This is a genomic window from Fibrobacter succinogenes subsp. succinogenes S85, assembly GCF_000146505.1.
GTDB classification, from domain to species: domain Bacteria; phylum Fibrobacterota; class Fibrobacteria; order Fibrobacterales; family Fibrobacteraceae; genus Fibrobacter; species Fibrobacter succinogenes.
In genome coordinates this window covers 1,167,990-1,181,628 of the sequence record NC_017448.1, presented here as the reverse complement: position 1 = coordinate 1,181,628, position 13,639 = coordinate 1,167,990, and the positions used below count along the sequence as shown (strand labels likewise).

12 protein-coding genes are annotated in these 13,639 nt (G+C 49.6%); 7 read left to right on the top strand and 5 right to left on the bottom strand.

All coding sequences use genetic code 11. From position 1 onward, the window contains the following. The first annotated feature begins 295 nt into the window (after nucleotides 1–295). The 3 genes from FSU_RS05005 to FSU_RS04995 are packed head-to-tail and all read left to right on the top strand — an operon-like array spanning nucleotide 296 to nucleotide 3,576. Entirely contained in the window at nucleotides 296–1,090 is a 795-nt protein-coding gene (locus FSU_RS05005; protein ID WP_014545403.1) for an SDR family NAD(P)-dependent oxidoreductase, read from the top strand. Between the two features lie 54 nt (nucleotides 1,091–1,144). Continuing rightward, nucleotides 1,145–2,158: a PLP-dependent cysteine synthase family protein gene (locus FSU_RS05000; protein WP_014545402.1), complete on the top strand. Its 1,014-nt coding sequence runs from the start codon at nucleotides 1,145–1,147 to the stop codon at nucleotides 2,156–2,158. Further along, complete coding sequence (locus FSU_RS04995) at nucleotides 2,158–3,576, top strand: lanthionine synthetase LanC family protein (RefSeq protein WP_014545401.1); 1,419 nt, start codon at nucleotides 2,158–2,160, stop codon at nucleotides 3,574–3,576. Before FSU_RS05000 ends, FSU_RS04995 begins: the two co-directional genes overlap by 1 nt. A gap of 67 nt (nucleotides 3,577–3,643) precedes the next feature. On the opposite strand, the gene bioB is transcribed toward FSU_RS04995, so the two are convergent. The 5 genes from bioB to FSU_RS04970 form a co-directional block, all read right to left on the bottom strand. Continuing rightward, nucleotides 3,644–4,615, bottom strand: coding sequence for a biotin synthase BioB (bioB, locus tag FSU_RS04990; RefSeq protein WP_014545400.1), 972 nt, complete (start codon nucleotides 4,613–4,615; stop codon nucleotides 3,644–3,646). A gap of 104 nt (nucleotides 4,616–4,719) precedes the next feature. Then, entirely contained in the window at nucleotides 4,720–5,679 is a 960-nt protein-coding gene (gene argF, locus FSU_RS04985; RefSeq protein ID WP_014545399.1) for an ornithine carbamoyltransferase, read from the bottom strand. A 419-nt stretch (nucleotides 5,680–6,098) separates the two neighbouring features. Then, nucleotides 6,099–7,136 (bottom strand): tRNA dihydrouridine(20/20a) synthase DusA, encoded by a 1,038-nt coding sequence (dusA, locus tag FSU_RS04980; protein WP_014545397.1) that lies wholly within the window; start codon nucleotides 7,134–7,136, stop codon nucleotides 6,099–6,101. A gap of 32 nt (nucleotides 7,137–7,168) precedes the next feature. Beyond that, on the bottom strand, nucleotides 7,169–8,869 hold the full coding sequence (locus FSU_RS04975; RefSeq protein WP_014545396.1) for a sensor domain-containing diguanylate cyclase: 1,701 nt from the start codon (nucleotides 8,867–8,869) through the stop codon (nucleotides 7,169–7,171). A 48-nt stretch (nucleotides 8,870–8,917) separates the two neighbouring features. Beyond that, nucleotides 8,918–10,471, bottom strand: a complete 1,554-nt coding sequence (locus FSU_RS04970) for a sugar ABC transporter substrate-binding protein (RefSeq protein WP_014545395.1) — start codon at nucleotides 10,469–10,471, stop codon at nucleotides 8,918–8,920. A 120-nt stretch (nucleotides 10,472–10,591) separates the two neighbouring features. Here FSU_RS04970 and FSU_RS04965 point away from each other — a divergent pair, with 120 nt between their 5' ends. From FSU_RS04965 to FSU_RS04950, 4 genes are all read left to right on the top strand, one after another. Beyond that, a complete protein-coding gene (locus FSU_RS04965) occupies nucleotides 10,592–10,969 on the top strand; it encodes an NUDIX domain-containing protein (RefSeq protein WP_014545394.1) in 378 nt (125 codons plus the stop codon). Between the two features lie 99 nt (nucleotides 10,970–11,068). After that, nucleotides 11,069–11,500 (top strand): DUF3332 family protein, encoded by a 432-nt coding sequence (locus tag FSU_RS04960; protein WP_014545393.1) that lies wholly within the window; start codon nucleotides 11,069–11,071, stop codon nucleotides 11,498–11,500. 271 nt (nucleotides 11,501–11,771) lie between these two features. After that, nucleotides 11,772–12,446, top strand: coding sequence for a tetratricopeptide repeat protein (locus FSU_RS04955; RefSeq protein WP_244263721.1), 675 nt, complete (start codon nucleotides 11,772–11,774; stop codon nucleotides 12,444–12,446). An 11-nt stretch (nucleotides 12,447–12,457) separates the two neighbouring features. After that, nucleotides 12,458–13,624, top strand: coding sequence for a serine/threonine protein kinase (locus FSU_RS04950; RefSeq protein ID WP_015731764.1), 1,167 nt, complete (start codon nucleotides 12,458–12,460; stop codon nucleotides 13,622–13,624). Nucleotides 13,625–13,639: the final 15 nt, after the last annotated feature.

The following is a 13,639-nucleotide window of genomic DNA, read 5'->3' as shown; positions in this document are numbered from 1 at the left end:
ATGCCTTGACATTGCAGAAGGTATATTCTAATTTTATAACATACAAGAACGATAGGGAATTGAAAAGGTCTTTCACTTCACCTTGGCTTTCGAAGGAGCATATATGTGTAGCGACTGTCGAATGCCGGAAGGCATTCTGAAAATAAACTAACCAGAAGCCAATTATCCTTTGGGCTTCAACGGTTATAGAAAAGAAGTCAAAGGAATCACAACAAATCAGGATAACATGTGTCAAGGTTTCGAATGAAACCGCTTTTACCGGTGTATCCGCAAAAACCAAAAAAGGAATTTCAGAATGAGTGAAAAGAAAGTTATCGTTATTACAGGTGCCGCACAGGGAATTGGCCTTGCCGCTGTCAAGAAGTATGTCAAGGAAGGTTGGGCTGTTGCCGCAACGGATATCAAAAAAGAACAGCTCGATGGCGAAGTGGCGAAGCTCACCGCTCAAGGTGCCGATGTGACCGCTTACGAGCTGGATGTTGCTAATTACAAACAAGGTCAAGAAGTCGTTGCTCAAATCGTTAAGAAGTACGGACGCATTGATGCCTTGTTCAATGACGCAGGCATTGTTGGCCATCGCAAAAACGTGCTTAGCTTTGACCCGGAAGAAATCAAACAGGCCGAAAATGTGAACCTTTGGGGTAGTCTCTATTTGATTCAGCATGTAGGTCGTGTCTTTATTGAAAAGGGCATCAAGGGAGCTATTGTGAACGTTTCTTCTTTTGTCGCCTCCTTTGCAGAATGGACTCCGTTTGCTTATGGCATTTCGAAGACCGCGGTCGATGGGCTTACACGTGCAGCGGCTTTCCATCTAGGGCGCTATGGCATTCGTGTGAACTCTGTAGCTCCGGGCTTTACCAAGACCGAGATGGCTATCAAACATGACTATTCGGATCCGAAACTCCGTAAGGCCGCTGAAGACCGTAGCATTTTAAACCGTTGGATTGAACCTGAAGAAATTGCAAATGCGGTATTTTTCCTCACGAGCGATCAGGCTTCTGCAATTACAGGCATCAAGCTCCCTGTAGATGCTGGTTATACCGCCACCAAGGAAGACAACAAGGTCAATATTTACGGTGATGCTGAATAAAATAATCTAATCTATTAACAAATTAAAAATTTTAACAAAAAAGGATTCTCAAACATGTCTAAAATTCATAAGTCTATTGCTGAACTCGTTGGTAACACTCCCCTTGTTGAACTGACTAATTACGAATCTAAGTACGGCCTCAAAGCGCACATTATCGGTAAACTCGAATTCTTGAATCCGACTGGCTCTGTGAAAGACCGCCTTGCTCTAGCCCTTATCCGTGATGGCGAAAAGAAGGGCGCTATCAAAAAAGGTGATACGTTGATTGACGTGACGAGTGGAAATACAGGTATTGCGCTTGCGGGTATTGGTCACGCTCTTGGTTACGAATATGTCCCTTATCTTGAACCCGGTACGACGATTGAACGCGTCCAGATTTTTGAAGGCTACGGTCTCGATTTGCAATCTTTCTATGACATTAAGGAAGTGGCCGACTTTGAAAAGAAGGGCCTTGTGCTCGACGATCTGATTGCGGGTATGGAACGCCTCGCCAAGGAAAAGGGCCAGTATTACACGGGCCAGACTCTGAACAACGCCAACCAGGAATATCATTACCAGACAACAGGTCCTGAAATTTGGAACGATACGGATGGCCATGTGGATTACTTTGTTGCTATGGGCGGTACTGCGGGTACTATCGTAGGTACGGGTCGCTACCTCCGCGAAAAGAATCCAAACGTGAAAATCATTGGCGTGCAGGCCGCTCCGACTTCTCGACCGGACAATCCTGATTTTACGGGACACATTGTCGATGGTACGCTCCCGCTTGGCCGTGTTGATGAATCTTTGGTGCCGACGATTATCAAGGATAACCGCAATAACGGTTTTGAATTTGATGAAATCATTGACATCAAGGCCGAAGAAGCTTACGAGACCGCTCAGGAAACCGCAAAGACTGATGGTCTCTTCCTTGGAACTTCGGCGGCTGCAGCTCTTACGGCAGCAATCCAGATTGCAAAACGCCCCGAAGCGGCTGGCAAGAACATTGTGGTGATTTACGCCGATAACGGTTACAAGTATCTCTCCACGGATTTGTACAAGAGAAAGAAAAAAAGTGAGGCTGTGTAATGAAATTAAACTTTGTTCAAAATCTAGATTTTAGCGCCTCCAAAAATGGAAATTATCTCGAAGCGGTTTTGCAGATTGTCAAGTATCTCAAGACAAATGAGGTCGTCACGCCGCATGGCAAGTACTGGAAAGCAAGCCCGGAACCGGGAAATGAGTACAAGGGCGACCTGATGATTACGCCTAAGGGCCTTTATGCCGGCTCGGCTGGCATTGGCCAATTCTTCTTGCAACTTTACGATGTCACTCAGGACGAAGCGTATTTGCAAGAGGCAAAGGATGCAGCAGAATACATCCTCAACACGTACGAAGGCAAACAGTTCTTTGATAATGTGTTGAACGGAAACGACGGCGGTGTCTGGCCGGTCAAGGGCTGGGGAACGAGTGTCTATGCGTCACCGGCGGGGCAGGCAATTTTCGTGGAACAGCTTTACGAACATACGGGCGATCCGCGTTACCGCGAATTCCTGATCCGCACGGCTGACGATTCCATCGCTGCAGGCGTTGATGACGGTAACACGCTCCACTGGAGCTCCGAAGCCGACTTGATGGCCGATGGATCTTACGCGTTTTTCTTCCTTTACGTCTATCGCAAGACTAAAGACAAGAAGTATCTAGAAGCGGCCAAAAAAGTTGTCGCTTTTACAGACACGAGAATTGTCCATGCCAAGGAAGGCGGCATTTACTACAAGAACGTGGACTTGACGCTTGTTGGCTGGAAATCCAAGGAATCTGTGTTCCCTAACTTTAGCCATGGTGCTGCTGGATCCGCTTTCTTGAATGTTCTCTTGTACGAAGAAACTAAGGAAAAAGCTTATCTCGACAAGGCGAATGAAGTTGTCAAGTTCCTTTCGGCAATCGTTGAGGGCGATGAAAATGGTGCTTTGATTCCGTATCTCTACAATCCGGAAAAGGGGCGTTTCCATGACTTCTATTACCTTTCGACTTGCCATGGTCCCGTAGGTACAACACTTTTGTTCCGCAAACTTTTCGATGTGACTCAGAACAAAGAAAACTTGGAATGGGTGGACTTGCTCACTAAGGGTATCCTCAAGACCGGCGCTCCACTCAAGCATACTCCGGGTTATTGGAATAGTTATTGCCTTTGCTGCGGAGCCCCTGGCGTTCTCGCTCATTTCGTGAAGACGGCAGAAGTACTGAATGATGAATCCTACATCGAACAGGCGAAGCTCACTGCAGACAAGCTTCTAGGTGATTCTTGGAACGATGACAAGGGACGTCGCTGGTTTGCGGCTTGGACTCGCAAATTGCCGGGTTTCGTAGAAACCTACACGGGGCTTTACGATGGCGCTGCTGGTGTCGGTACAGCACTGCTTTATCTCTACGCTCACGAAAAAGGCATAAAAATCAAGACTGAGACGGTAGAATATCTCTTCTTGAATCCGGTAAAAGCTGCTTAGAATTTAAAACATAGAATCCGGAAGCGTTTTTGCAGAAAAGGGAATCTGCGAAAACGCTTTTTTATTTTTAGCCGATAAATCCGTGCGGTTTGAATCCGAGACCTTTCACAAGTTCGAAATCCTTGCAGCTGTTTACGCCGGCAGTGGTGAGCATGTCGTCCGTGATGGCCGCATTTGCGCCACTCTTGAATGCACGCTTGCCGTCGTCGCCCAAAACGCCACGGCCACCTGCAAGGCGGATAAATGCCTTCGGGTTGATGAATCGATAAATCGCCACGATGCGGCAGAATTCGTCGTTCGTGAGCTTCGGCAGGTTTTCGTACGGCGTTCCGGGAATGGCGTTCAGCACGTTCACCGGAGTCGACTTGACGCCGAGCTTGCGCAAATCCAGGCACATGTCGATGCGGTCTTCCATCGTTTCGCCAAGGCCCATGATGCCGCCGCTGCAAATTTCAAGGCCTGCGGCAAGAGCGTTCTGGAGCGCACCGATCTTATCGTCGTAAGTGTGCGTCGTGCAAACGTCCGGGAAGTGACGGCGGTACGTTTCCAAGTTGTTGTGGAAGCGGGTGAGGCCTGCTTCCTTGAGCTTGTCGAACTGTTCCTTGTTCAAGAGACCTGCCGAGAGGCAAATTGAAAGCTTCGTCTCTTTTTTGAGGCGGCGGAGCGCTTCGCTGATCTGCTCCACGTCGCGGTTCGAAAGCGTACGGCCAGAAGTCACGATGGAGTAACGCGGGATGCCAGCCGCTTCTTTCTTCTTGGCATCAGCGACAATTTCGTCGGCGCTGAGCAACTTGTATTCGGGTGCGCCGGTGTGGTAATAACTGCTCTGGGCGCAGTACTTGCAGTTTTCGGAGCAGCGACCGCTGCGGGCGTTCACGATGGAACAAAAATCAAAGTCGTCGCCGTGGAATTTTTCGCGGATTTCGTCAGCGGCTTTCGTGAGTTCGTCGAGGTCTTCGCTTAAAAGCTTGATGGCGTCCTCGCGAGAAATTTCATAACCGCCGAGAACTTTTTCCTTAAGATCCTGAATGAAGGACATTCGCAACTCCTTTTAAAACGAGTCCAAATATAGCTATTTAGGGGAGGGCTGACAATGAAAAAGCCCGGCGGTGATGCCGGGCGAATTTCATCAAGACTTGACGCTTACTTGTTGAACGGCGTCATCACCTGCCAGAGAACAGCCTTGTGAGCGTGCAGGCGGTTTTCGGCTTCTTCGAAGCTCATGTTCACGTCGAGATTGTCCATCACGGAGTCCGTGATTTCTTCGCCGCGGTGAGCCGGCAAGCAGTGGCTGACCTTGCAGTGAGAAGGAGCGAGCTTCAAGAGTTCGTCGTTAATCTGGAACGGCAAGAAGTGGCTTTGCTTGGTTGCCTTTTCGCCTTCCTGACCCATAGAAACCCAAACGTCGCTATAGAGGATGTCGGCGTCTTTGACAGCTTCCTTCGGATCGTGGAAAACGCGGTACTGGCAACCGTGCTTCTTCAAGCCGGCCTCCGCTTCTTCGACAACCTTGGCGGGCTGTTCAAAGCCCTTCGGGCAGGCTAGCGTAAAGTTCATGCCGACCTTTGCGGCGAGGGCGAGGAAGGAGTTCGCTACGTTGTTGCCGTCACCGATGAAGGCGACTGTCTTCGGCTTGCCATCGGCGTTCTTGAATCCGCCGAGGCTTTCGTTGATCATCTGGGCAAAAGCGATTGCCTGGCACGGATGATAGTCATCAGTCAAAGCGTTCACAACCGGAATGGAACCGTATTCAGCGAGTTCTTCGACGAGCTGCTGCTTGAAGCAACGGACCACAATGGCGTTGACCCAGCGGCTGAGGCAGCGGGCGACATCCTTGACGCTTTCGCGCTTGCCGAGACCAATAGAATCCGGGGAGAGAAGCACGGCGTGGCCGCCGAGCTGGTTCATGCCCACCTGGAAAGTCGTAATAGTTCGCAGCGACGGTTTTTCGAAGAACATGGCGATGTTCTGGCCGTGGAGTCGGTCAGAGACCTTACCAGCGTGAACTTCAGCCTTGAGACGCGAGGCAATCTCGATGGTTTCGAGAACTTTTTCTTCACTCCAGTCCATGAGGCGGAGGAAGTGTTTGTTGCGATCTATCATTTGGTTTCCTTTGGGGGTTGTCCCTATTTATCGTTTGATTTGTGAATCAACAGATGTCTTTTTGTCGCTAAAATTGGTCACTTTTCTAAATGAAAAACGAAAAAACGGAGCTTTTACACTCCGTCTTTTACAGGAAATCACAAGAAAATGCTAACGGATATTAGCGAAGTTTCTTTTTGTGACGGTCACGACGACGGCGCTTCTTACGCTTGTGAGTCGCAATCTTCCTGCGCTTTCTTTTCTTTCCGCAAGGCATGTTGTATCTCCGTTAAAGGTTAAACTTAAAAATACGCCACCAAATAGAGAAAAATTTTATTCGCTTGTCAAGGGGTAGGGAAGAATTTTAGACGAAAGAACGCCCGCTTTGGGGGCTACAGACGAAAGACGAGAGATTGCTTGTTTTCTCTCTTCTCTCGTCTCTAGTCTCTAGTCTCACCAACGAGTTCCATCGCTTTTCGGATGAGGGCGGCGGCACCTCCGTAAAGGTGGGCGCGGGGGCTCTCGTTGCTGAGCGTGGCGCGGAATTTGCGGGCGCCCGGGAGTCCTGCAAAAAGCCCGTAGAGGTGCTTCACGAGAATCGTCGCGGGGCAGCCTTCGGCAGTCTGCTTCTCGACGTAGGGGAGGTAGGCTTCGAGGAGCGCCTTTCTTGTGGCGGGGCGAGCGTTTCCGGCAATAATCTCAGCCGGGTCGTTGCTTTCTGGGCGGACATCCCCGAAGATTCTTGCATCGGCATCGTGCAGGAACCACGGATTCTCGTAGGCTTCGCGACCGACCATCACGCCGTCCAAATCTTTCAGCTGTTCTTCAATTTGGTCGAGCGTCTTGATGCCTCCGTTGATGCTCAAGTTCAGCTCCGGCATCTCCGCCTTGAGGCGGTGGACGAACTCGTAATGGAGCGGCGGCACTTCGCGGTTCTCCTTAGGCGAGAGTCCCTTGAGCCAAGCTTTGCGCGCATGCACGATGAAAATTTTGCAGCCTGCATCACGCACGGTCTGGATGAAATCTGTGAAAAATTCCCAGCTGTCCAGGTCATCGACCCCAATGCGGCACTTGATAGAAACAGGAATTGAAACGGCGTCCTGCATCGCCTTGAAGCAATCGGCGACAACGTTCTTCTCTTTCATGAGGCACGCGCCAAAGTTCCCGTTCTGCACACGGTCCGAAGGGCAACCGCAATTCAAGTTGACTTCGCTAAAGCCAGCCGCTTCCACGAGCTTTGAGGCCGAGGCAAGATCCGCCGGATTGCTACCGCCGAGCTGCAACACAGCCGGGTGTTCAAACGGTTCGTGTCCGAGGAACAAGTCCTTGTTTTCGCAATGCAGAAGCCCCGTAGAGACGACCATCTCGCTGTAAAGCAGAATGTGCTTGGAAAGCAAACGCAAGAAATAACGTTCGTGGCGGTCCGTGCAGTCAAGCATCGGAGCGATGGATAGTCTACGGTTGAAGTCAATGTTCATGAACGCAAAAATAGAAATTTTGCGGATCTTATTTATGCGAGTGGCTTGTCGGTGCTTTCCACGGCCTGATCGTCCGTCCAGAGGATGACCCTGTTTCTGCCGTGTTCCTTGCCTTCGTAAAGGGCCTTGTCTGCAAGCTGGATGCAGCGTTCTGCACCAAGGCCGCTATCAAACTGAGCTACGCCAAGCGTAATCGTCACTTTGATTTCCTGGCCGCCAAAGAAGATGGTCTGGTTTTCAATCTGCTTGCGGAATCGTTCGGCGACGTGTGCTGCATCCTTCAGTTCCGTTTCGGGGAGGAGCGTCAGGAATTCTTCGCCACCATAGCGGGCGAGCACATCGTACTTGCGCAACAGACTGCGAATGGTGCTTGCGACCGACTTGAGCACGGCATCGCCTGCGGCATGTCCGTACGTGTCGTTCACGTCTTTGAAATGGTCAATATCAATAAAGATGATGCTGAACGCCTTTTTGAATCGGTTTGCACGGTCGACTTCCTTTTCGATAGTCCTGTGCATGTCGCGGCGGTTCGGCAACTGTGTCAGTTCATCCGTTCTAGAAATCAAATCCAGTTTTTTATTAGCTTGTTCAAGCTCGTATGTGCGTTCCTTGACTTCTTTTTCAAGCATGTCCCTATGCGCGTTCAGTTCCTGAATCTGCCGCTTGATGGTCGCATGCATCTGGTTGAACACCTTGGCAAGTCTGCCGATTTCGTCCTGGCTGCTCCTGGCCTTGAATTCTTCAATGTCCAGCTTGCCTTCGGTGATTTGCGAGATGTGGTCAATCAAGTTGTTCAATGGCTTACACACAATTAGAATCTGCCAAAGAGACACGAGCAAGATGGCGATAATCGAACTGAACAAAATGATTTGGCTGACATGGTGAACCGACGAAACCATTGCATCAATTTCTGTCTTAGGCTGTAAGGCGATAAGACCAAGGTCGTAAGTCGGGTTGAAAGTCCTGTTGATGAGGTAGGATTTTCCATTGTCCAGCTTTACGAAACGAATGGAATTATCGCTATCCTGCTTGATGTTCATGTCGCCAAGTCCGAGTTCCGTAATCTTGTGGATTCCGTCAAGCCAAGTTCTCATATCCGGGTGGTAAAGGATTTCGCCTTGGCCATTGCATGCGATGAGAATGCCGTTTTGCCCGACTTTGTATTCCGAAAAGTATTTCCAGAGTCGGCGAATCGAAAAGTTTGATACCAGTCTTCCATCACCCATGGCTCTGTCCGAAACGACAACGCCAAAGGCTCGCTTGGGAGTGCCGTCGGTGTCGCGGAACCATGGAGAAATGGTCGGCCTGTGAGGAGAAATTCTATTGAACTCGATAGGGTAGGTTATCTTGGTTGAGCCTAGCATGGAGTTGTTGCAGACAAGATTGTAGCTACGGTCAAAGAGCGATATGGATTCGCCCGAAATGAATAGCGACGATATGTTGAAGCTTTTGAGGTAACCGGCCGCTATGAGCTTGTCCATGCTTTGAATTTCGGAAGTCTTTGCCAACAAAGTCAGACGACTTGCAAACTGCTCCATTTCGTTGTTGACCGTGTTTGCGAGTTGCTGTAACTGGGTTTCGTTGGTATCGTAACTCAGTTTAAGCGTGGTCTTCATTTGCCTCTGGGTGAAAACGTAAGTTCCAATCATCACGATGACAAGCATTGAGACAATCAAGAGCAGTAAACTCTTGATGATGATGCTGTTTGTGAGATTGGAAAATTTTAAACCCATAGTTCTTTGCGTCTTTTTTTGAAATATAACTAACGAATTTGCAACTGGTTAGTGCTTTTTCCTACGGGTGAACGCAAAAATGAACCCGAAGAGCACGGCGATGGCGAAAATCCACGGGGTACGGCTGAAACCGGAATCGTTTTCTTCGGTCGGCTTTGTTTTTTCTTCGATACCCTTGTTCTGGTTTCCGTCCTTGATGCCCAGGGCCTTGTGCCAGGTTTCGCGGAATTCTGCGAATGTGAGGTCTCCGGAAATCGGGTGGTTCAGGTGCTTGTTTATGTCGTTTGAATAATTCGCGAGGATTTCATAAATCTTTTCTTCGGAGTAAAGCGCCGGGATTTCGAGATGGTCCCAAATGGTGCTGAACATGGATCCGAGGATCTGTTCAATATCGCCCCATTCTGGAATGGCTGTGTAGGCACGCCCTGTGCCGAGCATAGGAACGAGCGTCTTGTAGTCGTCGTCCTTGGACCAGTTGGCAAGAACCTTCTTCGATGCGGGGAGCATGCCTATTTGCTTTGTATATGCATCCAAGTTTTCATCGTTGGTGAGATAAAGTAAAAGATCCAAAGATTCTTGCTTTTTGTTGCCTGTCGGGATGGCGAGGTTACTTCCGCCGATAAAGCTGACAGAACCTTCCGTGCCTGTCGGGATGGGGAGTGCCATCACGCTGTCTTTACCGATTTTCGTGTTGTTAAGACCGCCCTTGGCGCCATCGAAACGGGTCTGCATAATGACTTCGGACGTGTTCACGATGAAGGCGAGTTCGCCTGCGTTAAAGTGTTGCACGATCTGAGCCGTGTTCATCTGCAAGGCTTCGGTGCTTACAAGAGTATCGAGCACAAAGCTCAGGTACTTTGCGATACCGTAAATGGTCTTTGGCGTAAGGATGGCGGCCTTCCATTTACCGCTATTGTCTTTTTCGATGAAGTTACCGCCGTTGCTCCAGACCCACGGGGCGAAGTTGTGCGGGATATTCCAGTCGTTCTTTCCCGGGAATGCAAATGCGCGGACCTTGGTGCCGTCGTCGAGCATTTCGTGGCTGTTGTTCACCTTGCGGATGGCTTTAACGAATCCATCAAATGTAGAGACATCGTCAGGATTGATGTCGTTCTTCTTGAGAATGCGTTTGTTGGCCAAAATTGGGCGGATATCGATGAACCACGGAACGGAATAGATGGTCGTGTCGGAGTCGATATGAGTCGTGTTCCAGCTGACGGGAACGAACCTCGTGGAATCAATTTGTGTGAGCCATTCGTTCAAAGGCTTGATTTCGCCGCGGGAAGCAAAGTACGGGACCCATGTTGTGCCGAGCTGTAATACGTCTGGTGCGTCTATGCCGGTGGCAAGTGCCGTCGTGATGCGGTTCCAGGCTACACCCCAGTCCAGAACGGTGACTTTTGTCTTGATTCCTGTTTTCTTGGTAAAGAGGTTTAATCTCTGTTCAAGTTTTTCTTGTGGCGATGCGCCGTTTGGCATAATCCAGACGGTCAGAGCTTCCTGCTTTTTGGCGGCGGGTTTAGCTACGGGTGCCTTGGCTGCAAAAATGGATGAAACTGCAATAGCTGTAATAATACTAGTCACTTTAGTTATCGCATTCATGATTCACCTCCTGATTCCAAAACTTCAAATGTATCAAGTATGTATGATATTTGTAGATTTATTAAAAAAATAAAAGAAATGCAAGCAAAAAGTTGCGAAGGTTCGTTCAGGAGGGGCAAAATGATGGCTATTTGTGGGTTTGTTCACAGAAAAGGGCGTGTTTTGATGTGCAAAAGGGGCTCTGGGATGCTTTTTCCAGGATTCTGGGAGCTCCCGACCGAAGTCTTGGAAGAGGGTGAAACCGCAGAAGATGCCCTCGAAAGGGGCTTTTTTGAGCGTTTGACGGATATTCCTGTGTCTTTACGGCCTGCCGGAGCGGTGGATTTTTCCTGTGGAGGCGGAGGGCGTCTTTTGGCTTACGATGTCGAGCTTTGCAAGAATTTTATCCATATATATGGGTATGACGATTTTCGGTGGGTAAAACCGAAAGACATGAAACGTCTTCGGGTCCTTGAACCGCATGTGACTTTACTCACTGCCATGAATCATGGATTGTAAATTTATGATACACACGGCGCTCTTCCTCTAGCAAATACCGGTGTTCTTTCTTATATTTTTGACAAAACTAAAACACCAAATTATAAGGAGTTTGTAAACATGAAAAAAGGTATCCTCGCTGCTCTTTGCGCAGGCATGATCGTCCTCTCCGGCTGCTATGGTAGTTACGGTTCCACCAAGTGGCTCCACAACGCCATTGGCAAAATCAGCAACAAGTGGGCTAAGTCCTTGGTTCACTTCCTTGCAACTCCGGCTTATGGCCTTTGCTTCTTCTTTGTAGACTTCCTCTTCGTGAACACCATCGAATTCTGGACGGGTTCCAATCCGTTTGCAGCTGGCGATTCCTACTATGAAAAGGATGCCCAGGGCAACTCCGTTGCTGCTGTGAAGAACGAAGACGGCTCTCTCTCTGTGCAGTTCACCTCTGCTAAGGGCGAAGTCTCTAACCTCACTCTCCAGCGCGATGAAAACGTCGTCCGTGCTCTCGATTCCAATGGCGACCTCGTTGCCCAGTACGAAATCGAAAAGTAATCGACAAATAAATTTCGTCATTAGAACGCACTCTGGATATCCGGAGCGCGTTTTTTGTCTTCCCTAATACCCCATAGCCCAAAGGCACGAAGTGCCGTGCTCATACCCCATAGCTAGCATATTACTTCCTACCGTCTACTTCCTACTGCCTACTGACAAATATGCAACACTAAGTTCTAAGTTCTAAGCTCTAAGTTCTAAAATTTTATATATACTTATTACCATGTTAGGCCGGGTTGTCCATAATCGTTTGTATAACGCTGTCGAGGCTTTGTTCGCGATACTTTTTGCGACTGTCCTTGGCGCATGCGATGGAAACGACCTCACTCGCGGTGACGATGCTCTCCGCATTGGCGATTACGACCGCGCTGTTACAAATTTCTCAAAAGTGCTGGATGCTGAACCTGCGAATCGCGATGCCCGTTATGGCCTTGCGATTGCCTACTATGCCATTGCCGAAGACAAGGAACGCTTAAAGGAAAGCACGCTTGCGCTTTGGGAACGCACGGTTCGTGAATTCAAGATTTTATCCGTGGTCGATTCTAGCGAAAAGTCTAAGCCCATGTACTCGACCGCGCTTTTTTACCTTGCGCGCGCGATGCTTGCCGAAAATGCACAGGCGAAGGTTCTGCACCTTTTGGACCAGTCCGTCCAACTGGACCCGGAAAATTACTTTAGCTACAACTTGAAAGCTTTGATCCTTGCCGGGCAGGGGGATGTCGATGGCGCCAAGAAAATTTATGCGTACATCGTGACTAAGGAGCCGAAATTTGCTTCGGCGTACGTGAACCTCGGAAACCTTTACTGGAACGCTCACGACTACGAATCCGCTTGGGACATCTGGTCGATGGGGCGCGAGGCGCTGCCACAGGATGCTGTGCTTGCCAAGTGGACGCGCATTGCCGAAGACTCGCTCAAGGCGATGGTTTATTCTGGTAAACTGTGAGCGTGCGGGCCATGAGAAAATCTGGGACATCGTTACTGGACTCCGTGAAGGGAGGCTCCTTGCTGCACCAGGGCGGCGAAGCGTCCATTTACCTTTTGAATGTGGGTGGTACGCCGTATGTACTCAAGTGGTATAACGACGGATTCTCTTTTGATGAAAGCGTTGTTGAACGCTCGCATAAAGTGCGTGAGCCGGGGCTGTACCGCATTGAAGAATGGGGCAATCGCGATGGAACGCCTTACCTGGTTTATGATTATATAGATGGCGAATCTTCGGAAACGCTTGGGCGGATGCCGGTGGCGGTTGCGCTTGTAGCGCTTCGGCAGGTGGCGCAGACGCTCGCTGCTTTGCGTAAACAAGGCGTGTCGCATGGCGACTTGAGCCCTGCAAACGTGATATTTGCTGTGGATGGAAACGGTGGAAATGCCGACTTGGGACTGTGCACTGTGTTGATTGATTGTGGCATTGTCGGGCCGGGCGCTCTTGCGTATGCGGCTCCGGAACGCTTCCAGGGCAAGATTGCGGATGAAAAAAGCGACTTGTTCAGCCTTGGGCTTTTGCTGTACCGCTGGATTGCGGGCGAGGACTTGATCACTGCGGATGGCTACGAGCAGTTTGCCGAGCAGATGGCGAATGTGCAGGACTTGAACATCTCGGAAAAGCTTTATGCGACGGGCGCCTTTGAAACGCCCGAAGGCGCTCAACAGCTCTCGGCGCTTGAACCGCTTTGGTCGGGGCTCTTGTGCGCGGAGGTCTCGGATCGCGTCGAGGACTTTGACGAGCTTGATGAAATCTTGGAAATTGCACTTGATAAAGTGTCGCATGGTGAGGTTGCGCTTGCGGGCTGCGTTACCCAATATATCCAATCCATTAATCGCCCGGAAAGCGAAAAGAATGCGGGGCAAAAAGTTCCAGATGGACTTGAAAAGGGTCTCCCGTTTGTCGTTTGCAAGAAAAATAAATGGCTAAAATGGGCCGTTTTGGGCATTTTTGGACTTATATTACTCTTGATAGTGCTGTTGCTTACGAGTGGAACAATGCGTTTCGGTATCGATGCGACAGGGGACCAGCTGTTAAAGCGGTCAAGGAACTTGGAGCATTCGGTAGAAAGCGATAGTGCGCCGATATTGAAAGTCGATAGCCTGCTTTTGGACCTCCCTGTGCCAGCCGCTGAATAGCGCAAACTACGGGGT